This window comes from Photobacterium sp. (assembly GCF_033720175.1).
GTDB lineage: Bacteria > Pseudomonadota > Gammaproteobacteria > Enterobacterales > Vibrionaceae > Photobacterium.
Genome location: NZ_JAWWDA010000011.1, coordinates 74,129 through 95,781 on the forward strand (window position 1 = coordinate 74,129; position 21,653 = coordinate 95,781).

The window sequence follows — 21,653 nt, forward strand, 5'->3', positions numbered from 1 at the left end:
AAATTTAATCATAAGATAAAATCACGGCAAAGTAAGCACAGAATAGAAGAATGTGCCACTTGTAAGGGCACCAATTAACAGAAATCCAGATCGAATAAACGCATCTTACAGATGCTTACGATAAGCTATTCCCGACGCAATAACCGCTTCCATTAAAATTAGAAACGGTATCAACGGAAATTTCTCTGGGCAGAGTCCAGATCATGCTTGCTCAGCAGTCGGTACATGGTCGCACGGGAAATGCCTAACTCACGGGCGGCCGCCGAGATCTGACCTTTATTATTTTCTAATACGGCCAGTAGCGCGCTTCGCTCCGACTCTTCGCGGATCCTCTTAAGACTCTGCTTATCATCGCCAAAGCGCGGGATATCGAGATGATCGGCTTCGATACACGGTTGCTCAGTCAGCAAAACTGCCCGTTTCATTTGACTGATCAATTCCCGTACATTGCCTGGCCAGGGATAACTGAGCAGCATTTTTTGCGCGTCTGCAGAAAATTGCCTCGCTGCACTGTTATATTGCCGGGCAAACTTCAGTAAGAAGAGCTCAGCCAGCAACAAAATATCAGATCCCCGCTCACGCAATGATGGTACGGTTAAACTCAGTACATTAAGGCGATAGAGCAAGTCCTGACGGAGTTTACCTTCGGCCACTAATGCTTCTACCGGGTAGTTCGTGGAGACAATCAGCCGGATATCCGCTTGGATCTGCTGACCGTCAGGGGCGGTAAACATTCCATCTTGCAGGAATAATAACAGCTCTTGTTGCCTGGCATCCGTTAGAGCTGAAATATCATGGAGGTACAATATGCCTTGATCGGCGGCAGCAAAACAGCACTGCCCTTTATCTTTGTCACTTGCCATAACAGCCGCTTCATTTTGCCATACGGCACTGATGGCTTCACAATTCAACTGAATGAAGGGATATTTAGCGCGGGTTGAGGCCTGATGAATAGCACGGGCAACTAACTCTTTTCCGGTTCCGATCTCGCCCTGAATAAAAACAGGCACATTCGTCATCGCCATCCGTTTAACGTGGTTGCGTAATTTTTTCATTACATCGGTTGTACCCTGCAATCCCTGCTGACCCAATTGACCTAACTGAGGCCAGACCTTACGTTCAAGCTGCAACATACCCAGCTGATGCCCGATCGTTTCCTGCAACCGGGAAGCCGGTACCGGCGAAGTAAAATAATCAAGACAGAAACTGACGATAAACTGGCTAATCGCCCCGAAGTCCAGCTGCTCTTCACGTACCATCGCAAGCCAGCGAACCTGCTTATTGCGGTTCACCAGTGCCGCTATCCCTTGCAGGCTAAAATCATCCTGGCTCAGATCAATTACGCCTATACAAGGACCAAGATCCAGTAACAAAGACTCTGCCGCTCTGAGATCATAACAGCGATGGCATGACCAACCGGCTTGCTCCAGTGAAGCTAACCATGGTTCCTCAATCCCGCCCAAAACAACCAGTGCTCCAGGTGCAGATCCCGTACTTAAATCTCTCCTCATCCTATATCGCCCTTCAATCGGTTAACCGTCAGCCCTAAATGATCGAGCGAACCGTCCGACAAATAACCCCCGATCACTGCTGCGAACCAAGGTATTAAGCGCGTTCAGTTACTCCGTGGTTGGTATAATATACAGTGCCACTAATAACTTGATGATATATGGCACAATAAAACAAATGCAACTCATTTAGTATAAATCGCGGTAAGCTTCATGCTATTTCATAAAAATCAGGGGCCTGACAGCAAAAATTGGTCTCTGGTAACAACACTTTGTGTTGACGATATGGAGCAGAAGTCAGCAAGTTGCTAGCAATAAAAAAGGCCACCCTAATGGTGGCCTTCAAAATAACCGCGATTAAGACAACAATTAATTGTTGCTTTGTGGACGCATCGCCGGGAACAGAATAACGTCGCGGATAGTATGGGTGTTAGTAAACAGCATGACCAGACGGTCAATACCAATGCCCTGGCCCGCAGTCGGTGGCAGACCGTGCTCCAGTGCCGTGATGTAATCGGCATCATAGAACATTGCTTCGTCATCACCGGCATCTTTCGCATCAACCTGCGCCTTAAAGCGCTGGTCCTGATCTTCTGCGTCGTTAAGCTCAGAGAAACCATTTGCCACTTCACGGCCACCAACAAAGAATTCAAAACGATCCGTGATGAATGGGTTGGTATCATTACGACGCGCCAGCGGCGAGATGTCGGCTGGGTATTCAGTAATGAAAGTAGGCTGAAGCAACTGAGGTTCGGCCGTTTCGCCAAAGATCTCTTCTAACAGCTGGCCACATGTCCAGAAGGGTTCGACTTCGACATGCAGCTCTTTTGCGATATTTGCCATTAAGTCACGATCTTTGACCTGCTCGTAAGTCAGCGCCTGAATCGTTGCATTGTCCGGATTATACTGCTTCACCGCGTCCAGCATGCTCATACGAGTATACGGGCCACCAAAGTCGATTATTTCATCGCCATACGGTAATTTTGGTGAGCCACACAGATCAATCGCAATGCTGCTGAGCATCTCTTCGGTCAGATCCATAAGATCGTTATAGTCAGCATACGCCATGTAGAATTCCATCATGGTGAATTCAGGGTTATGACGAGGTGACAGACCTTCGTTACGGAAATTACGGTTAATTTCGAACACGCGCTCAAAGCCGCCGACCACCAAGCGCTTAAGGTATAGCTCTGGAGCCACGCGCAGGTACATATCGATATCTAATGCATTATGGTGTGTGATAAATGGACGCGCTGATGCACCACCTGGAATCACGTGCATCATTGGCGTTTCCACTTCCATGAAACCTTTCGTGGTCATGAACAGGCGAATCGCACTCACGACTTTTGAACGCATCATCATGGCGTTACGTGAGTCTTCATTAACGATTAGATCGACGTAACGCTGACGGTAACGCATTTCCTGATCAGTCAGACCGTGGAATTTTTCCGGTAACGGGCGCAACGCTTTAGTCAGCAGCACGTACTCACTCATATTCACGTAAAGATCACCTTTACCTGACTTATGCAGTTGGCCTTTAACACCGATAATGTCACCGATATCTAAACCTGAATACTTTTCTTTCAGCTCTTGCTGAACATCTTTCGCTGCATATGCCTGAATACGGCCAGAAACATCCTGAATAGCCAGGAACGGGCCTCGTTTGGCCATTAGACGGCCCGCAATCGCGACAACGTTGCCGGCTTCTTCCAGCTCTTCTTTTGTCTTGTCACCGAATGCAGCCTGTAAGTCGGCAGCCAGGCTGTCGCGACGGAAATCATTCGGGTGGCCATTTGCTTGACACTGTTGGCGAATTTTTTCTAGCTTCGCACGACGTTCAGCAATCAGCTTATTTTCATCTTGTAATTGATCAGTCATGGGTTGACCCTTTAATTTTGTAACCAAATTCGGTTAAAGACCTGATTTCAGGCTGGCTTCAATAAAACGGTCTAAATCGCCGTCAAGTACAGCTTGGGTGTTTCTATTTTCCACCCCTGTACGTAAATCTTTAATGCGGGAATCATCCAGGACGTATGAACGGATCTGGCTGCCCCAGCCAATGTCAGACTTCGAGTCTTCACTGGCTTGCTTCTCAGCATTTTGCTTTTGCATCTCAAACTCGAACAGTTTTGCTTTCAACTGCTTCATCGCCTGATCTTTGTTTTTGTGCTGAGAACGGTCATTCTGACACTGCACGACAATATTGGTTGGTACGTGGGTAATACGTACCGCCGATTCGGTGGTGTTTACGTGCTGACCACCCGCACCCGAGGCTCGGTATACATCGATACGCAGATCTGACGGATTGATGTCAATGCTGATATTGTCGTCAATTTCAGGATACACAAACGCAGATGCAAATGAGGTATGACGACGACCACCGGAATCAAACGGTGACTTACGCACTAAACGGTGAACACCGGTTTCTGTCCGCAACCAGCCATAGGCGTATTCGCCGCTGATCCGGACTGTTGCCGATTTCAGACCCGCCACATCACCTGGAGACACTTCGATAATTTCAGTTTTGAAGCCTTTGGCATCCGCCCAGCGCAAAAACATGCGTAGCATCATCGACGTCCAGTCTTGCGCTTCCGTACCACCGGAACCTGCTTGCAGGTCGATATAACAGTCAGACGCATCATGCTCACCGGCAAACATCCGACGGAACTCCAGCTTCTCTAGCTTCGTTTCCAGCTCTGCCAGCTCTGAATCGACTTCATCGAAGGTTTCCTGGTCGTTTTCTTCCACCGCCAATTCAAGCAGACCTTCAACGTCTTCAACGCCTTGATCCAATTGATCGATAGTATCGACCACAGCTTCTAATGCCGCGCGTTCTTTGCCCAAAGCTTGAGCACGTTCTGGCTCATTCCACACTTCAGGTTGTTCTAACTCTGCATTTACCTCTTCCAGACGCTCTTTCTTAGCATCATAGTCAAAGGTACCCCCTAAGAATGTCAGTACGTGCTGATACATCCTCAAGTCGGTTTTTAATAGGATTAATCTCGAACATTGCCACTCTTCACCGCCGAAATGGACATAACGGAAGGATTCTATCGAATTGTAGATAGAATATACAGTGGCGCAGAAAGGTTATCGATGAATTTATTTTATTAAGCAGATCACAAAAAGAGATTCGTAGCCCGGTTGCAATTATTTATCCACATCCGGTGGTGGCAATAAAATCCGCAAAGGATCACTAATTATGCATTTTCACTCAATATAGCTGAAAGGCGGGACCGTCTTCTGTCTCGCCTTAGCGGTTAGACTTTCCTGGGCCTTACATCGCAGCCATGTGTTCTATCATCAACTGAACACTGCGGTTGCCACGGTATTCGTTGACATCGAGACGGTAGACCAGCCGGATCTGCTGTACTGACGCATCAGGCCAGCGCTTCAGATCAATGTTGAAAGCAATCGCATCAATCACACTGCCGCCACTGAGCGGCTCGACCATCATTTTAAGGTGCTTACCCCCGACCAGCTTCTGGTGCAATAACCTGAACATGCCATCAAATGACGGCTCCGGAAATTGCTGTCCCCACGGCCCACCAGCCCGCAGGATTTCTGCGGTATCCAAATTCAGCTCATGACTGGCCAACTCGCCATCGGTTAACAACACCCCTTTTAGCGCATCTTCATCCAACTCGTTACGTACCGCCAAATCAAAAGCTTCGCTAAAGGCGGCCAGCTTTTCTGCCGGGATCGTCAAGCCTGCCGCCATGGCATGGCCACCAAACTTTAAAATCATGCCCGGATTTTTGGTGTCAATCAGATCCAGTACATCACGCATGTGAAGACCGGGGATTGAACGGCAAGAACCTTTAATTTCGCCATCACCGGCGTCAGCAAATGCAACCACCGGACGGTGGTACAACTCTTTAATACGGGAAGCCAGAATACCAATCACGCCCTGATGCCAGTCACGCTGAAACAGCGCTAAACCATAGGGCATCTCTTGCTGGTTGAATTTGAGGCGCTCGCAGATTGCCAGGGCTTCTTCCTTCATACCCTGTTCAATTTCTTTGCGGGTCTGATTCAAGGCATCAAGCTCAGACGCCATTCGCCGTGCCGCCTGGATATGGTTACACATTAGCAACTCAACCCCGAACGACATGTCATCCAATCGCCCGGCGGCATTGATTCGCGGCCCCAATGCAAACCCTAAATCACTGGTGACTAAGCGTGAAGCATCACGGTTGGCGACTTCTATCAACGCCTGAATACCCGGACGACATTTTCCCGCCCGGATACGCTGCAAGCCCTGATGGACCAGAATACGGTTGTTGCCATCCAGGGCCACCACATCCGCCACCGTACCCAAAGCCACCAAATCTAGCAGTTCGGCTAAGTTCGGCTCAGCAATGCCCTGCTCAGCAAACCAGTTGATCTTACGTAACTCAGCCCGCAGCGCCAGCATCAAGTAAAAGGCGACCCCAACCCCGCACAGTGCTTTTGACGGAAATTCACATTCATACAAGTTAGGGTTAACGATAGCATCGGCGTCTGGCAATACGCTGCCAGGCAAGTGGTGATCGGTGACCAGCACCTGGATGCCTTTGGCTTTGGCCGCGGCAACACCAGAGATCGAAGACACTCCATTATCCACCGTCATGATTAATTCGGCCCCACGGGCATCGGCTTGCTCAACGACCTCAGGACTCAGGCCGTAGCCATCATCAAATCGGTTCGGTACTAAGTAATCAACGTTGTTACAGCCAAGCATTCGTAATGCCAACACCGACAGGGCGGAACTGGTTGCGCCATCGGCATCAAAATCACCGACCACAATGATACGTCGATTGTCAGCCAGGGCCTTCACCAGTAACTGTACCGCCGGCGCAATACCGTACAATTGCTCATAACTCAGCAATCCTTTCGCGCTGCGTTCTAACTCCGCTTCCGAGCGAATTCCCCGGCTGGCGTAAATGCGTTGTAACAGGGGGGGGACAGTATTGGAAAAACCGGATATCCCGGCTTGAGGTCGGCGCTTGATTTCAATCATATTAGCTAATTACTGGCATACTTTGGGGGGGCTGAATGGATAGCATTCTATCTCAATTCACGGCACAAGCCATGAAAAAAGCCCGCGACCTGATCCCGTCAGGTCGCGGGCATTAAATTTCTATATTGCGCGAATCTCGCTATCGAGCAAACTCAAAATCAGCTGCGGCTGTCTAGCATCTGGCGCAATCTGGCGGCTGGCTGATAACCTGGCAACATAGTGCCATCTTCCAATACCATCGCCGGTGTACCATTGACGCCCATTGCCACACCCAGCTGATAATGCTTACGAACAAGATCTTCGCGAAGCGTAATACCGCTTTCGTCAAAGTTCCCATTCTTCGCCTCGTCCATCGCTTTTGCGGGATCCTTCGCCCCCCAAACCGCACTCATCTGGCCAAAGTTGCCTGAACGCTCACCGCCACGAGGAAAAGCGAGGTAGCGAATGGTGATACCCGCATCATTATACGCTTGCATTTCATTGTGCAGTTTACGGCAATAACCGCAGCTGGTATCGGTAAAGACAGTCACCACATATTTCTCATTTTTGGCCGGGTAGATGATCATCTCATCTTCCATGCCCTGCAGTTTGTCTTTGTTGATTTTCGCCATCTTCTGCTCAGTCAGGTTCATTGGCTCTGCACCATCATTCTGATACAGATGACCGGCAAGGAAATAACTGCCATTGTCAGAAACATAGACAATACCGCGTTCAGTCACGACTTCATTCAGGCCTGAAACCGGAGACGGCGAAATAGAGCTTGGTGCTAAGCCAATCGCGCTCAATTTCATTTCAATTGCAGCATTGTCAGGCTTTGCCATTGCGGTAAAAGCGGTAAACGCAACAGCTGTAGCAAGTAACGTACGGCCAAAAAAGTGCATTCGACTATTTCCTTAAGCATTATTATGAGTTAGAGAGTAAGACCTGTAAGAGTTCGAAATACTTTCAAAGTTCACAGGAACTATGAATACCCAAGTAACCTTATATGTATTCGTCCTCTAACAGTAAAGCAATTTCACCTAAGCCATTGAAATTAAGCGCGGGGATGGTGAGTTTGATGAAGCTGTTTCAATCGCTCCGTCGCTACATGAGTATAGATCTGCGTCGTTGATAAATCACTGTGACCCAATAGCATCTGAACAACCCGTAGATCCGCCCCGTAATTTAACAAATGGGTCGCGAAGGCATGGCGCATCACATGAGGTGAAAGCTTATCACTATCAATGCCTGCCAGTACGGCATAGTGCTTAATACGATACCAGAATGTCTGCCGGGTCATTTGTCTTGCCCGCTTACTGGGAAATAAGACATCGGAGCTTTTTTCACCGAGCAACTGAGGCCGGCCGCTGGTCAGAAATTGTTCAATCCAGTCAACCGCATTTTCGCCCATCGGTACCAGCCGCTCTTTATCGCCTTTACCCGTCACCCGCACAACGCCCTGGCGTAAACTGATGCTCTCCATCGTCAGGCTCACTAATTCAGTCACCCGCAGCCCTGTGGCATAGAGCAGCTCGAGCATCGCTTTGTCGCGTAATTCTACCGGATCGTTAGGATCGGGGGCATCCAGCAAGGCATCCACCTGCTCTTCACTGAGATCTTTCGGTAAACGCTTGGGAAGCTTTGGGCTTACCATCATTGCACTCGGATCATCATCACGCAGCTTCTCGCGATATAAATACTGAAACAGGCGGCGAATGGCAGACACCATACGGGCACGGGATGTCTGCATATAATCAGCATCAAACAGCCATTGCTGGTAGCGCTGCAAATCATCGACAGAAACAGCAACCAAACTCAGACGCTGGTTTTCCATCCACTTGTACAGCTTCATTAAATCATTACGGTAGGATGTCAACGTGTTTTCCGACAAGCCACGTTCCATCCACATCGCATCAAGAAAGCGCTCAATGATAATTTCGTCGTTTTCCACAACAGCCTCTAAACCACTCAAAAAACATATGGATATAAATACAGTACTTTAGCCATGGTAGTCTATTTGAGATAAAAAGTAACTTGTCATGTTACGGTCAGAGACGCTAAATGGAGATAAAATATAGTGTCCGGATGCGAAGCTAGGTAAACTCTCTGCCATCGCAAAAACCAACTGGATTATCAGCATGAAAATTGGCCTCTTCTACGGCTCGACCACCTGTTATACCGAAATGGCGGCAGAGAAAATCCGCGACTGTATCGGGGACGAGCTGATTGAACTGCATAACATCAAAGAAGCGGATATTAGCGACATGAATCGCTTTGACATGCTGATCCTTGGCATTTCAACGTGGGACTTTGGTGAGTTGCAAGAAGACTGGGAAGCGGTATGGACTCAGCTTGACGGTCTGCACCTGGCGGGCAAAACCGTTGCGTTTTTCGGCCTCGGCGATCAAGAAGGCTATACCGAATGGTTCCAGGATGCGATGGGCATACTGCACGACAAATTGCTGCCAGCCGGTATTAACGTTGTCGGTTACTGGCCAAATAATGATAGCTACCAATTTGAAGCATCGAAAGCGTTAACAGAAGATAAGCAGTTCTTTGTTGGCCTGGCCCTTGATGAAGACAGCCAGTATGAAATGAGCGATGAACGCATTACTCAATGGTGTGAACAAATTTTGATTGAGTACAGCGACTCGCTATAACCCTCCAGACAACCAATCCAAACAAAAACGGGATGCCCATGGCATCCCGTTTTTTTGTTTGGCGAAGAATGAATTAAGCCGTCTGACGCTCTGCTTGAATGGCTTTGCCACCCACAAAGCGAGTGATTACCAGCGCAATCGTGGTTGGAAGCAACCATGCCATGCCGTAATCAAATAACGGAATAATTTTGAATGCTGTGACATCAAAGCCAGACACTTTAGCCGCATCAATCATACTGAAGGACAAGGCCACCAACATTACCACTCGGTATGACAACACCGGATTAGGTAACCAACGACGAATGAAAGTCAGAATAACCAAAGCCATTGCAATCGGATACAGGGCAAACAACGCAGGCAATGAAATCTTGATCAGCTGGTTCAGACCAACATTGGCCACGACGCAGCAAATCACAGCCAGTACCGTTACCCACTTCTCGTATGACCAGCTTGTCAGCGTCGAAAAGTACTCAGAACACGCACTTATCAGGCCAACAACTGTTGTCAAACAAGCCAGCAGAACGATTAATGACAAAATCATCTGTCCGGCCGGGCCAAACAGTGCAGCAACATAAATCGCTAGGATGTCCCCCCCATTCGAAGCATTCGCAGCGATTTCAACACTGGTAGCACCAAGATAGAACAGTGATACATAAACAAAAGCCAGCCCCGCAGCAGCAATCAAGCCCGCGCTGATAAGGTATTTACGTGTCGCGGCTTCGTCTGTCACACCTTTGCTGCGAACGGCATCAACAATAACCATGCCAAACAGCAATGCTGCGACGGCATCTAGTGTGTTATAGCCTTCAACGAAGCCTTTAATAAATGGCATTTCAACGTAATCGCCTTTTGCCGCTTCAATAGCATCTTGCGGGTTAATCACGACGGCCACTGCCAATGCAACAAGTGCAATAAACAAAATAGGTGTCAGGAACTTACCCACCAGATCAACCAGGTTGCCACGAGAGCGAGAAAGGAACAGCGAAATAGCGAAAAAGACAATAGAGAAAATAGTTAGGCTAAGCTGTCCGGCATCTGCAATAAACGGTTTCACACCCATCTCGTAAGCTACAAGACCAGCACGAGGTGCGGCAAATGCCGGACCAATCACGATGAAAATCAATACCGCCAGCAGCGTTGCCGCCTTTGAAGGTAAATCTTGAGTCAGCCCTTTCCAACCACCAGCCACTGCCACAGCAATGATGGCAATAAGCGGTAAGCTCACACCTGTTGAAAGGAAGCCAAGCATCGCAGGTAATAAATGATCCCCTGCTTGTTGACCCGCCTGAGGAGGGAATATGATGTTACCCGCTCCTAAAAAGAATGCGAAGGTCATAAAACCTAACGCCAAAACATCTGTTACTTTGAGTGTTTTATTCAAACTGCACCTTCCCACTCGTTATCTGATTATATGATGTGTATGCATTTTTATAGTCTTACGCCACACGATATTTGTTTCTTAATGTGACATTTATCGCAGCATAATGAAGAAAAAGAGAACAATTAGCAACCTTACAGCAAAAAACACCACATTCTTTGGCGTAGCACCTTAAAAACCAGTAGATCGAACCAATATGAAGCTCGCAATCAGAACTAAAACCCAGCATTATTGGCTAATGTAAAAGATAAGAAATAGCATTTATCCCTATTTAACAACAATTCAACAAATTTAAATGTTCATTTCTTTTTTGGCTGCCAGTATTAGCTGTCGCTATAATGCTCCTTTATACCCAAGCCACCTCAAAATGCCGTGCTCAGAGAGAACACCGCACACCAAGATGGTTTGGGGATATCAGGAGGTCTAATGGCAAAAGGTTTTACTTTTAAACAGTTTCACGTCGATGACGACGGCTGCGGCATGCCGGTGAGTACTGACGGCGTACTACTGGGGGCATGGGCCGAACTGCCTCGGCAGGGGCAGATCGTAGATATTGGCACGGGCAGCGGCTTGCTTGCATTAATGGCAGCCCAGCGTACCGCGGCACTGCCCTGCACCATTTCTGCTATCGAGCTAGATATCGCTGCCGCAAAAGCGGCCAGGCACAACTTCGCCGCTTCCCCCTGGCCTGCCCGCTTACACTGCATACAGCAGGATATTGTACATTGGATGGCCACTCAGCCAGCGCACAGTGTCGATGCGATTATCTGTAATCCCCCTTACTTTAATTCGGGGCTGCAGGCAGACTGCGAGGCCCGTGCTACAGCACGACATACCGATAACCTGAGCCATGACGTCCTGCTCACTACCATCCAGCACCTGCTAACCACCGAGGGAGCAGCAAGTCTCATTTTGCCGGAGTATGAAGGGCGTCAGCTGCTACAGTCAGTAGCAGCATATGGCTTACACTGCCAGCGTTTGTGTGCCGTCAAAAGTACCGAGAAGAAACCGGCCAGCCGACTGCTGATCGCACTATCACCAGTAAGATGCGCTCGGACAATCGCAGACGAAACCTATCAGGAAGAACAACTTTGCATTCATGACCGCGGCCAGTACTCCTCTGATTTCATTGCCCTTACCCGTGACTTTTATCTGAAGCTATAGGCCACGGACAGAGCAAGTTATAAATAAAGAGATCATCAAAAATGGCAATGAGATGAATTGTTCCTAAAGTTTTTATGCTTTAATCGGTGATACTTGCGGCAATTATCTCTATAATGCCGCCCCTTATATGAATACCACTAATGATCGATCCACTATCCTGCACCGGAAAAGAGGTGGCGATTGTTATTGGAATTGGTCTTGTCCGAGGAGAGATGACTGGTGAAAGACTTTTCCGAATTAGAGTTAGATAGCGCACTATTACACGCGATTGAAGAAATCGGTTATACCCGCCCGACAGAAGTTCAGGCGCAGGCTATCCCTCACGCCCTGGACGGTAGAGATGTATTGGCTTCCGCTCCAACAGGTACCGGAAAAACCGCCGCATTTCTTCTGCCGATGATCCAGCACTTACTTGATTTCCCACGTAAGAAGCCAGGTCCTGCACGTGTATTAATTCTGACCCCAACACGTGAACTTGCGATTCAGGTGGCAGATCACGCTCGTGCCCTGGCGAAACACACCAAGCTGAATATTTTCACCATCACCGGTGGCATTTCGTACGACGATCACGCAGAACTTCTGGGTAAAACCCAGGATCTTGTTGTAGCAACCCCCGGTCGTCTCATGGAATACATCGAGAGTGAGCGCTTTGATTGCCGTGCCATCGAATGCTTAATCTTAGATGAAGCTGACCGCATGCTGGACATGGGCTTCACGAAGATTGTTGAGCGTATCAACCATGAGTGTCGCTGGCGTCGCCAGAGCCTTCTGTTTTCTGCCACGCTGGAAGGTAAGGGTGTTCGTGAGTTCTCTGAAACGATTCTGACTGAGCCTGTAGAAATTGACTCTGAGCCTTCACGTCGCGAGCGCAAGAAGATTCATCAGTTATACCTGCGTTGTGATGACATGGGCCACAAACTGGCATTGCTTGAGAACATTCTGAAGCACCAGGCCGAACGCAGTATTGTGTTCATCAAAACGCGTGAGCGTCTTGGCGAGTTGCGCGATCAGCTTGCCGCAATGAACATCAAATGCAGCTGGATCCAAGGGGAGATGGCGCAGCTGTCACGTAACAACGCGATTGCTCGTTTCCGTGATGGTGAAGTGAACGTCTTACTGGCAACAGATGTTGCAGCCCGTGGTATCGATTTGCCTGATATTAGCCATGTTATTAACTTCGACATGCCTCGTACTTCTGATGTGTATTTGCACCGTATTGGTCGTACGGCACGTGCCGGTAAAAAAGGCACCGCGATCTCTTTGATTGAGGCACATGATCAAGCCATGATCGAACGTGTGGGCCGTTACATGAAAGAAGAAGTGCCTGAGCGTTTTATCAATGGCTTGCGACCTGTAAGCAAGAAAACGAAAACAGTGAAAAAGAAAAAAGTTAAAGTCGATAAAAAGCTTAAAGCCGCGAAGCAAAAGAAAGCGGCGAAAAAGCAAAAAAAAGCCTCACAGCCAAAGACTGATAGCAAAAAAGAAGCGTAATCCTTCGGTTACCGCTTCTAAAAGCACGAGATCCAAAAAGGCAGGGTGAATACCCTGCCTTTCTTTTACCAATCAGTCCTTTATTGCCTGCTCACGCTTTATTTCATTGGCTCTTCGCGCTTAAACACCAATTCTTTATCAGTCGACTCCGCAGCAACAAAGTAATAGCCAGCCACATCAAACTGCTTAAGCTCATCGACTGATTTGATACGGTTATCAATGATATAACGAGCCATCATGCCACGAGCTTTCTTGGCATAGAAACTAATAACCTTATAGTTACCATTCTTGCAGTCTTTGAATACCGGAGTGATTAGCTGTGCATCCAATTTTTTGATTTTTACCGCTTTAAAGTATTCGTTCGATGCCAGGTTGATCAGAATATTATCGCCTTGCTCTGCCAATGCAGCATTGAGTTTATCGGTAATAATATCGCCCCAGAATTGGTACAAATTAGTACCACGGGCATTGGCCAGCTTGGTCCCCATTTCTAAACGGTATGGCTGCATTAAATCCAGAGGCCGCAATAACCCATAAAGGCCCGAGAGCATCCGCAGGTGCTGCTGGGCATAAGCATAATCATCTTCATTCATGGTCTGCGCATCAAGACCGGTATAGACATCACCTTTGAACGCCAAAATAGCCTGGCGGGCATTATCCATCGTAAACTCCGGCTGCCACTCAGCAAAACGAGCGGCGTTCAGGCCGGCAATTTTATCACTCACTTTCATCAAGCTTGCAATGTCCACGGGTGTCAGCTTACGACACACATCAATGAGCTCTGCTGAGTGATCCGTCAGTTCAGGCAGGGTATAAGTTTGGGTCGCCAGAGACGATTCATAGTCAAGTGTCTTGGCAGGAGAGACCACAATTAACATAAGGCTTTGTTCCTTAACGGATGATAATCCCGATTGGTGTAATATGAGATTATCATCATCGATAAAAAAAGCCACGCATTGACGCGTGACTTTAGGTATTGTTCCAATAAGCTTAACCTATCACCGATTGTCCTGATCCCAGATCCCTTCTTCCAGCTGGGCATGCAGCTCAGGGTAATCTTTACTGTTAAATGTCGGCACCTTTCCTTGCGCTAGCTGTTTATTGTAATCCTTCGCCAGCTTAACCGCCGTTCCGGACAACAGTACTATCGCTATCAGGTTAATGATTGCCATCACTCCCATCGACACGTCCGCCATCGCCCACACGGTTGGCAGATCGGCTACCGCACCGAACATCACCATAGCCAGTACAACCAGGCGGAAAATAGTCAGACCCGCTTTATGATTATGCTCTAAGAAGATCAGGTTGGTTTCGGCATACGAATAATTAGCCACCAGAGAGGTAAACGCAAAAAAGAAAATAGCCACCGCGATAAAGATTGCCCCCCAACCGCCTACTTGGGCACTTAACGCACGTTGAGTGAGTTCTATACCGGTAATTTCACCATGCGGAACATACTCGCCAGACATCAGGATAATCGCGACGGTCGCCGAACAGATCACAATCGTGTCCATAAAAACACCCAGCATCTGAACATAGCCTTGCGAAGCCGGATGCGGCGGATACGGCGTTGCAGATGCCGCAGCATTCGGTGCAGACCCCATACCCGCTTCATTTGAGAACAATCCACGCTTCAGGCCGTTGATCATCCCCTGAGCAATGCTATAACCCAGTGCGCCTGACGCCGCCTCTTCCAGGCCAAACGCACTGCGGAAAATCAGCGACAGTACCTCCGGCAACTTCTCGATATTGCTGAACATAATAAACAGCGCCAATACCAGGTAACATAACGCCATCGCCGGAACTAAAATTTCAGCCGTCCGCGCAATGGTGCGCAGACCACCAAAAATAATCGCGCCCGTCATCACGACCAGAACCACGCCCATATACGTCGGGTTCCAGCCAAAGGCGACATTCATCGCCAGAGTAATGGAATTGGCTTGTACCGAGTTAAATACCAGACCAAATGCAATAATGAGACAAATCGAAAAAACGATCCCCATCCAGCGCATACCGAGGCCTTTTTCCATGTAATAAGCAGGCCCTCCGCGGTAGTTACCGTCATCGTCACGGGTTTTATACAGCTGGGCAAGGGCACTCTCGGCAAATGCCGTGGCCATGCCCAGCATTGCGATCAGCCACATCCAGAATATAGCTCCTGGACCACCTAAAGTAAGCGCCACGGCCACACCAGCCATGTTTCCCGTTCCGACCCGAGCCGCCAGACTGGTACAAAGTGCCTGAAAAGAGGAGATACCCGCCTTATCTGATCTGCGGCTGTTTTTCATCACTTTGAACATATGACCAAAATGCCTGAACTGGATAAACCCCAGGCGATAGGTAAAGAAAATGCCCACACCAACCAAGAGGTAAATGAGTACTGAGCCCCACAACAGATCGTTAAAAAAATTAATCTGGCTTGCCACAGCAACCCCCCCTCTTAAAAATCGTCAACAAGCTGCATCTCCTCGGTCATTTCACGAGCCAGATACAATAAAATGAGTAGTCGCTGTTCTTATGATGCAGTGAAGAAATGTGTGTTCTGTAGCACGAAACAAATGGCACAAGAAAATATGAATTTAAGTTGATAATAGCAATATTTGAAGTGAACATAATAACTTAACTGTATGCCTTTCTTGTAATTTATTCCTCATTCCGTTTTAGAGCCTAACCCAACAGTTGATAAGAAGCACTCTAAACACTTCTTTATACAAAATACTGATTGTGCTTACTTTTTGAGCGGAAAGGTTGTTTGTGTGATTATTGGCACATAAATAATTCATTAAAAAGTAACATTTGTGAAACACCTCAATATTATTTTAAACCCCGATATGATATTTAGTTAATCCCAATATGTAAGAAAGAGGTGCTTTATGGATAGCTATGCATTCGATGACATTCTTGCAACAGAACGCCCGATACGTCGCTCTCGGAACAAGCCAGAAAAACGTAAATGGCGTGAAATTGAAGCTTTAAAGGACAAGCAAAGACTGCGCAAAGAATTAGAAGATATTGATCTGTTCAGAGAGTATTCAGACGAAATGGCTGAATGTTAATTTCAGGCCAATCGAATCACTTAACGTATTGTTATTTGATCCGATTGGTACTCAAAGCGCCAGATAATTAATCTGTTGGCCATTGGCGCTTTTTCTTTCTATCGCGATTCAGATCAAGAGGCGCTTCGACAGTTTCAGATAGCGGTCCGCAACCTGATCCCCAAACAGTGGATCGGAATACTCCCCTTGATATTCAGCCGATACCGCGACCCAGTCCTTAGCAGTAAAATGGCGACGAATAAGAGGAAAGACCTGCTTTTCTTCGAACTCAAGGTGGGCTTTCTGGCGGGTGACAAAAGTATTCAGCTTTTCCGCAAACACATCTAATGGGATCACCGCATCCATCAGAATCATATCGACCGTCTCGGAAAACTCACTGGTCAGTTGCGCCAGCTCCTGATGCTCCAGCTCCAGACTTTTCATATCGTCATTCTTGTCATAATGCGACTGATAATAGTGATACAAGATATCTTCTTTAGGATGGTGGCAGCATTGAGCATAATTGTGCAGGTAGTCAACAATATCCTTGATCAAACTGTAGTCAACCGACTGACCATTTTTAATGCTTGCTAACTTCTGCTGCAGCACTTTCAGCAAGCGATTAATATAACCGTGTTCTGTATGAATAATTTCCAAAATCATAGTTCACTCCCAGGCAACATTTCCCTAATCGTTACCTTTTAAGTGTATGCCATAGCCGGAGAAAGCATATTGATCGTAGTTGCAAATTGTTCAATTAGCGAACAAACGTCAATGACACCAGTACTCAGGGTTGCCAGTTAATCTCCGGTTTATTCATCTGCTTTAGCAACAGGTTCGTCTGAGAAAAATGCTGGCAGCCGAAGAACCCCCGATAAGCAGACAATGGCGATGGGTGCGCTGACTTCAGTACATGATGCTTTTCATCATCTATTCTTCTGCCTTTTTTCTGTGCATGGGCGCCCCATAACAAAAACACCACGCCTTCCAGGTGGCGATCCAGCGTATCAATAATGCGGTCAGTAAAGGTTTCCCAGCCAATTTTGGCGTGTGAATGTGCTTGTCCGCGTTCCACCGTCAACACTGTATTAAGCAGTAATACGCCTTGGCCGGCCCAGCCTTGCAAACAGCCATGATTCGGGATTTCAAAGCCCGGAATATCAGTCGCCAGCTCCTTATACATATTAGCCAGTGAGGGGGGAATTTTAACCCCGGGCAATACCGAAAAACTCAAGCCGTGAGCCTGATCGGGACCGTGATAAGGGTCTTGCCCTAAAATAACGACTTTAACCTGATTAAAGGGGGTGGAGTCAAAAGCATTGAAGACATCTTGTTCTGCAGGGTAAATGACTTTTCCCTCGGCGCGCTCGGTCGCTACAAACTGTTCTATGTACTGGAAATAAGATTGCTGTTTTTCCTGCTCAATGATCTCATGCCAAGTGAGTGAATGGTCCATTACATGCTCCTGATACTTTTAAGCCCTATATTCTACCTGCATCAAGCCTGAAGATCAGGAGCAAACCACCATTAGATCTCAGCATTCACGAATGAGCGTAACGTCATAATTTCTTGCTGCCAGAGATCCGGGTTAATGGTTTCCAGCACCAAGGGAATATTGTCAAATCGGCTATCGCGCATCAGGTAGCGGAAGCAATCCCAGCCAATCTCACCTTCACCTAAGCTGTGGTGGCGATCGAGATGGCTGCCCAGGCCACCTTTCGAATCATTTAAATGCATGCCGCGTAAATAATTCATTCCGACGACCTGATCGAACTCTGCAAAAGTTGCCTCTGTCGCCGCTTCGGTACGCAAATCATAACCGGCGGCAAAAGTATGGCAGGTGTCGATACAGATGCCGACCCGGCTCTTATCATCAACTTGCGCAATAATTTCAGCCAGATGCTCAAAACGCCAGCCTAAATTGGACCCCTGACCAGCAGTATTCTCAATAACCGCGACGACACCAGGCACCTGTTGATGGGCAAGATTAATCGACTCCGCTATTAACGACAGGCAATCGTGCTGTGAAATTTTCTTCAAATGGCTGCCCGGATGGAAATTCAACAGGGTTAAACCAAGCTGATTACAGCGCTGCATTTCATCGATAAAGGCTGCGCGAGACTTCTCCAGCTTATCCGTTTCAGGTGCCCCCAGATTGATCAGGTAAGAATCGTGAGGCAAAATGGCATCGGCACTGAAGCCATATTGCTGGCAACGCGCTTTGAATGCCTTAATCACATCTTGCTCAAGAGGTTTAGCAGCCCACTGTCTTTGGTTCTTGGTAAACAATGCAAATGCATTCGCTCCGATCTTGGCCGCATTTTCCGGCGCATTAAACACCCCACCAGCTGCAGACACATGAGCACCGATTAACTTCATTTTTCACCTCTTAATTGTGTTATGTTTCCACGATAGTTACGACAAGATGATCAGACACAGACCATATTCCTTCGCTAAAAAAATGAAAATCGCCCTCTTTTTGTTGTAATTTTACTACAATCCAACTATTAAAATATTTTTTAAAGAATAAAATATTCTCATTAATACTTAAAAAATAAGGTTATGTTGATTTAGCTCAAAAAAACAGCCCTATCAAAATTAAGGTTTATAGTTGTTTCTTGATCTAAGTCAATACCAGCCCACCAGTTTCGGGGTATATAATACGCAACTCAACAAGAAATTGAAAAATCTAACAACATCCTTCGAAGGAGTAAGTCATGATCACCGGTATTCAAATTACGAAAACAGCAAACAACGAACTACTGAACTCTATCTGGTTATTGGATAGCGAAACAAACCAGGCTCGCTGCGTATGTGCACAATCTGGCTACGAAGAAGATCAAGTTGTAGCCACCGCAGAACTTGGTGAGATTGAGTACCGCGAACTGGCTATCGAAGCGCCGGCTAAAATCGAAGGCGGTCAGCATTTGAACGTTAACGTCCTTAAGCGTGAAACACTAGAAGATGCCGCTAAACACCCAGAGAAGTATCCTCAGCTAACTATCCGCGTCTCAGGTTACGCAGTACGTTTCAACTCGCTAACGCCTGACCAACAGCGCGACGTTATTGCACGTACATTTACTAAAAGCCTGTGATCTCATAGCGCGCAGCTTCTGTAAACCAAGAGACAAAAAAGGGAGCCGACTGGCTCCCTTTTCGATCACTATGGTGCGCACATCCGGCCTAGGTTAATCCTGTACGCTTTGCAACACAGCTTTCAACTGGTCAAAGTCATTGTCACGCTCTAGTGACAGCAGCTCCATTGCACCATGCTTGGCTAATGGTGCCGGCAGATCAACATCGATGCCAAGGATCTCATCAACGACTTCTTTGAACTTCGCCGGGTGCGCGGTACACAGGAACAAACCGGTTTCACCGTCTTGTAGTTGTTCATTAAGCACCCGATAGGCTATCGCACCATGCGGTTCACACAGATAACCTTCCGTGTGCATCTGACGTAACGTTTCTGCCGTTTGCTCATCGGTAACCGCGCCATATCCAAGCTCATTCAGTCCCCAACCTTTAAGCTGACACAACTCTTCGATACGTGGCCAGTTATTTGGCTGGCTGACATCCATTGCATTAGAAATAGTCGGAATCGTTGGGGTTGGTGTCCACTCGCCGGTTTTCAGATAACGAGGCACCGTATCGTTGACGTTCGTTGCGGCAATAAAACGCTTAACCGGTAAGCCGAGTGATTTCGCTAATAAACCTGCCGTCAGATTACCAAAGTTACCACTTGGTACCGAAATCACCAGATTATCACGCTGTGCTTTTGGCAGCTGAGAAACCGCTTCAAAATAGTAGCATATCTGCGCCATCAACCGGCTGATATTGATTGAGTTGGCCGAGTTAAGACCGACTTCCTGGCGCAACTCTGCATCATCAAATGCGTTTTTAACCAGGGCCTGACAGTCATCAAACGTGCCATTAACGGCAACGGTATGGATATTACCGCCAAGGGTGCAGAACAATTTTTCCTGCAGCGGGCTGATTTTGCCTTTCGGATACAGGATCACGACCTTGATATTGTCCATACCATAGAAGGCATGAGCAACCGCGGCACCGGTATCACCGGATGTGGCGGTTAAAATGGTCACTTTACCGTCGCCATCTGACACGGCAGCCAGCGACTGGGCCATAAAGCGGCCGCCAAAGTCTTTAAACGCCAGCGTCGGGCCATGGAACAATTCCAGGGCATAAACACCGTCTTTAATCTTTGCAATCGGGGCCGGGAATTGAAAGGCGTTACTGACCATCTGGCTGACGGTCTCAGAAGCAAGCTCATCACCAATAAAGGCAGAGAGAATTTTACTGCTGCGGCTAACAAAATCCATCTCTAACAGGGCGTCAATATCGCCCAGTTCAGGTAGTTCTGATGGGAAAAACAGGCCTTGGTTGCGACCCAAGCCCTGACGCACAGCCTGACCAAATGAAACCTGCTCTTGAGGTTCTTTTAAGTTATACAACTTCATAGTTTATAGCTCACTTCCTGTTACTTTTGAGCCCTGGCTGTCAAGGCGACAGACATGGACAAATCCTTCATCGTTCTGAACATAATTCTCTTCGAGCCAACGTGCAATACGTTTTGCAACTTCGAGGTCATTACAGACACTAAACATCGTCGGCCCAGAGCCAGAGATCCCACTGGCCAGTGCGCCAGCTTCCAGCGCATATTGCCTTGCATTGGAAAAACCCGGTAATAATCTTTCGCGATAGGGTTCTGCAACCACATCTTTAATCATTTTTGCTGCAAGCTCCGGCTGCTGTGAATAACACGCATGAATAAAGCCGCCAAGGTAGCGACCATGTGCAATAACATCCTGACGGCGATATTGAGCCGGCAGAATGGCACGCGCCTCTGCGGTTGGTACTTTAATCCCCGGATACGCCATGACCCAGTACCAGTCATCAAAACACGGTACCGACTGGCTGATGATCCCCAGCTCTTCAACCATAAACTGCAGGCCGCCCAAATAACAAGGGGCGACATTATCATAGTGCAGACTGCCAGAAATCAGCGCCTCCATTTCGCCCATTAAGGCCAGTAATTCAACCTCATTGAGCGGCAAGTCATGAAAACGGTTGAGTGCATCGAGGGCCGCAACAACCGAGCAGGCACTAGAGCCGAGCCCAGAACCAATCGGCATGTTCTTTTCCAGCGTCATGGCAACGGGTTTTAGCGCCAGGCCCTTTTTATCCAGCTCGCGGGCAAACACACGCCAGCATTGATATACAATATTATCTTCCTGCTCGGGCGGTAATTTGGCAACAAATTCACCCACACAATCGAGGGTAAACGGTTGTTCGCCGTCAGCCACTCTCACCCGATCCCCCAGCAGGGTGCCGTCAATTGGTGAAACTGCTGCGCCTAAGACATCGAACCCGACACTGACATTGCCAATCGACGCTGGCGCATAAACTACAACACTCATC

The 21,653-nt window shown here is 47.7% G+C and carries 19 protein-coding genes; 5 read left to right on the plus strand and 14 right to left on the minus strand.

What is annotated here, in order from left to right:
• Positions 1-170: 170 nt before the first annotated feature.
• The 6 genes from R3289_RS13440 to xerD form a co-directional block, all read right to left on the minus strand.
• A complete protein-coding gene (locus tag R3289_RS13440) occupies positions 171-1,511 on the minus strand; it encodes a sigma-54-dependent transcriptional regulator (protein WP_318926176.1) in 1,341 nt (446 codons plus the stop codon).
• A gap of 366 nt (positions 1,512-1,877) precedes the next feature.
• Positions 1,878-3,386, minus strand: coding sequence for a lysine--tRNA ligase (gene lysS / locus R3289_RS13445; protein WP_318926177.1), 1,509 nt, complete (start codon positions 3,384-3,386; stop codon positions 1,878-1,880).
• A gap of 33 nt (positions 3,387-3,419) precedes the next feature.
• Positions 3,420-4,518 (minus strand): peptide chain release factor 2 gene (gene prfB, locus R3289_RS13450; protein WP_318926178.1). Its coding sequence is split into 2 segments (ribosomal slippage): positions 3,420-4,442 and positions 4,444-4,518, totalling 1,098 coding nucleotides; the frame shifts between segments, so codons are not numbered across the junction.
• Positions 4,519-4,785: 267 nt separating this feature from the next.
• Entirely contained in the window at positions 4,786-6,510 is a 1,725-nt protein-coding gene (gene recJ, locus R3289_RS13455) for a single-stranded-DNA-specific exonuclease RecJ (protein WP_318926180.1), read from the minus strand.
• Positions 6,511-6,668: 158 nt separating this feature from the next.
• A complete protein-coding gene (dsbC, locus tag R3289_RS13460; RefSeq protein ID WP_318926181.1) occupies positions 6,669-7,391 on the minus strand; it encodes a bifunctional protein-disulfide isomerase/oxidoreductase DsbC in 723 nt (240 codons plus the stop codon).
• 152 nt (positions 7,392-7,543) lie between these two features.
• Positions 7,544-8,440 (minus strand): site-specific tyrosine recombinase XerD, encoded by an 897-nt coding sequence (gene xerD, locus R3289_RS13465; RefSeq protein WP_318926183.1) that lies wholly within the window; start codon positions 8,438-8,440, stop codon positions 7,544-7,546.
• A gap of 187 nt (positions 8,441-8,627) precedes the next feature.
• Here xerD and fldB point away from each other — a divergent pair, with 187 nt between their 5' ends.
• Positions 8,628-9,149: a flavodoxin FldB gene (fldB, locus tag R3289_RS13470; protein WP_318926185.1), complete on the plus strand. Its 522-nt coding sequence runs from the start codon at positions 8,628-8,630 to the stop codon at positions 9,147-9,149.
• Between the two features lie 73 nt (positions 9,150-9,222).
• Here fldB and brnQ read toward each other — a convergent pair whose 3' ends face one another.
• Positions 9,223-10,530, minus strand: a complete 1,308-nt coding sequence (gene brnQ, locus R3289_RS13475) for a branched-chain amino acid transport system II carrier protein (protein WP_318926186.1) — start codon at positions 10,528-10,530, stop codon at positions 9,223-9,225.
• Positions 10,531-10,953: 423 nt separating this feature from the next.
• Between brnQ and R3289_RS13480 the strand changes: the two genes are divergently transcribed.
• Entirely contained in the window at positions 10,954-11,691 is a 738-nt protein-coding gene (locus tag R3289_RS13480; protein ID WP_318926187.1) for a tRNA1(Val) (adenine(37)-N6)-methyltransferase, read from the plus strand.
• A 219-nt stretch (positions 11,692-11,910) separates the two neighbouring features.
• Positions 11,911-13,182, plus strand: coding sequence for an ATP-dependent RNA helicase SrmB (srmB, locus tag R3289_RS13485; protein WP_318926188.1), 1,272 nt, complete (start codon positions 11,911-11,913; stop codon positions 13,180-13,182).
• A 98-nt stretch (positions 13,183-13,280) separates the two neighbouring features.
• Here srmB and yaaA read toward each other — a convergent pair whose 3' ends face one another.
• Complete coding sequence (yaaA, locus tag R3289_RS13490; protein WP_318926190.1) at positions 13,281-14,060, minus strand: peroxide stress protein YaaA; 780 nt, start codon at positions 14,058-14,060, stop codon at positions 13,281-13,283.
• A gap of 120 nt (positions 14,061-14,180) precedes the next feature.
• Positions 14,181-15,608, minus strand: coding sequence for a sodium:alanine symporter family protein (locus tag R3289_RS13495; RefSeq protein ID WP_318926192.1), 1,428 nt, complete (start codon positions 15,606-15,608; stop codon positions 14,181-14,183).
• A 447-nt stretch (positions 15,609-16,055) separates the two neighbouring features.
• On the opposite strand from R3289_RS13495, the gene R3289_RS13500 reads away from it, so the two are divergent.
• Entirely contained in the window at positions 16,056-16,238 is a 183-nt protein-coding gene (locus tag R3289_RS13500) for a DUF3545 family protein (protein WP_318926193.1), read from the plus strand.
• A gap of 108 nt (positions 16,239-16,346) precedes the next feature.
• On the opposite strand, the gene R3289_RS13505 is transcribed toward R3289_RS13500, so the two are convergent.
• The 3 genes from R3289_RS13505 to nfo form a co-directional block, all read right to left on the minus strand.
• Positions 16,347-16,880, minus strand: coding sequence for a hemerythrin domain-containing protein (locus R3289_RS13505; protein WP_318926195.1), 534 nt, complete (start codon positions 16,878-16,880; stop codon positions 16,347-16,349).
• Between the two features lie 124 nt (positions 16,881-17,004).
• The gene (gene ung, locus R3289_RS13510; RefSeq protein WP_318926197.1) at positions 17,005-17,673 is read right to left on the minus strand and encodes a uracil-DNA glycosylase; all 669 of its coding nucleotides are present in this window, start codon (positions 17,671-17,673) and stop codon (positions 17,005-17,007) included.
• Positions 17,674-17,744: 71 nt separating this feature from the next.
• Positions 17,745-18,596, minus strand: coding sequence for a deoxyribonuclease IV (gene nfo / locus R3289_RS13515; RefSeq protein WP_318926199.1), 852 nt, complete (start codon positions 18,594-18,596; stop codon positions 17,745-17,747).
• 338 nt (positions 18,597-18,934) lie between these two features.
• On the opposite strand from nfo, the gene grcA reads away from it, so the two are divergent.
• Positions 18,935-19,312 carry an autonomous glycyl radical cofactor GrcA gene (gene grcA, locus R3289_RS13520; RefSeq protein WP_107284102.1) on the plus strand — a complete coding sequence of 126 codons (378 nt, stop codon included), beginning with the start codon at positions 18,935-18,937 and terminating at the stop codon, positions 19,310-19,312.
• 93 nt (positions 19,313-19,405) lie between these two features.
• Here grcA and thrC read toward each other — a convergent pair whose 3' ends face one another.
• Together thrC and thrB are read right to left on the minus strand one after the other, a co-directional pair.
• A complete protein-coding gene (gene thrC, locus R3289_RS13525) occupies positions 19,406-20,692 on the minus strand; it encodes a threonine synthase (RefSeq protein ID WP_318926201.1) in 1,287 nt (428 codons plus the stop codon).
• A 3-nt stretch (positions 20,693-20,695) separates the two neighbouring features.
• On the minus strand, positions 20,696-21,652 hold the full coding sequence (thrB, locus tag R3289_RS13530) for a homoserine kinase (protein ID WP_318926202.1): 957 nt from the start codon (positions 21,650-21,652) through the stop codon (positions 20,696-20,698).
• Position 21,653: the final 1 nt, after the last annotated feature.

Coding starts and splice junctions, on each gene's coding strand:
- R3289_RS13440 (WP_318926176.1), bottom strand. CDS start 1,511: ATGAGGAGAGATTTAAGTACGGGATCTGCACCTGGAGCACTGGTTGTT.
- lysS (WP_318926177.1), bottom strand. CDS start 3,386: ATGACTGATCAATTACAAGATGAAAATAAGCTGATTGCTGAACGTCGT.
- recJ (WP_318926180.1), bottom strand. CDS start 6,510: ATGATTGAAATCAAGCGCCGACCTCAAGCCGGGATATCCGGTTTTTCC.
- dsbC (WP_318926181.1), bottom strand. CDS start 7,391: ATGCACTTTTTTGGCCGTACGTTACTTGCTACAGCTGTTGCGTTTACC.
- fldB (WP_318926185.1), top strand. CDS start 8,628: ATGAAAATTGGCCTCTTCTACGGCTCGACCACCTGTTATACCGAAATG.
- R3289_RS13480 (WP_318926187.1), top strand. CDS start 10,954: ATGGCAAAAGGTTTTACTTTTAAACAGTTTCACGTCGATGACGACGGC.
- yaaA (WP_318926190.1), bottom strand. CDS start 14,060: ATGTTAATTGTGGTCTCTCCTGCCAAGACACTTGACTATGAATCGTCT.
- R3289_RS13500 (WP_318926193.1), top strand. CDS start 16,056: ATGGATAGCTATGCATTCGATGACATTCTTGCAACAGAACGCCCGATA.
- R3289_RS13505 (WP_318926195.1), bottom strand. CDS start 16,880: ATGATTTTGGAAATTATTCATACAGAACACGGTTATATTAATCGCTTG.
- ung (WP_318926197.1), bottom strand. CDS start 17,673: ATGGACCATTCACTCACTTGGCATGAGATCATTGAGCAGGAAAAACAG.
- nfo (WP_318926199.1), bottom strand. CDS start 18,596: ATGAAGTTAATCGGTGCTCATGTGTCTGCAGCTGGTGGGGTGTTTAAT.
- grcA (WP_107284102.1), top strand. CDS start 18,935: ATGATCACCGGTATTCAAATTACGAAAACAGCAAACAACGAACTACTG.
- thrC (WP_318926201.1), bottom strand. CDS start 20,692: ATGAAGTTGTATAACTTAAAAGAACCTCAAGAGCAGGTTTCATTTGGT.
- thrB (WP_318926202.1), bottom strand. CDS start 21,652: ATGAGTGTTGTAGTTTATGCGCCAGCGTCGATTGGCAATGTCAGTGTC.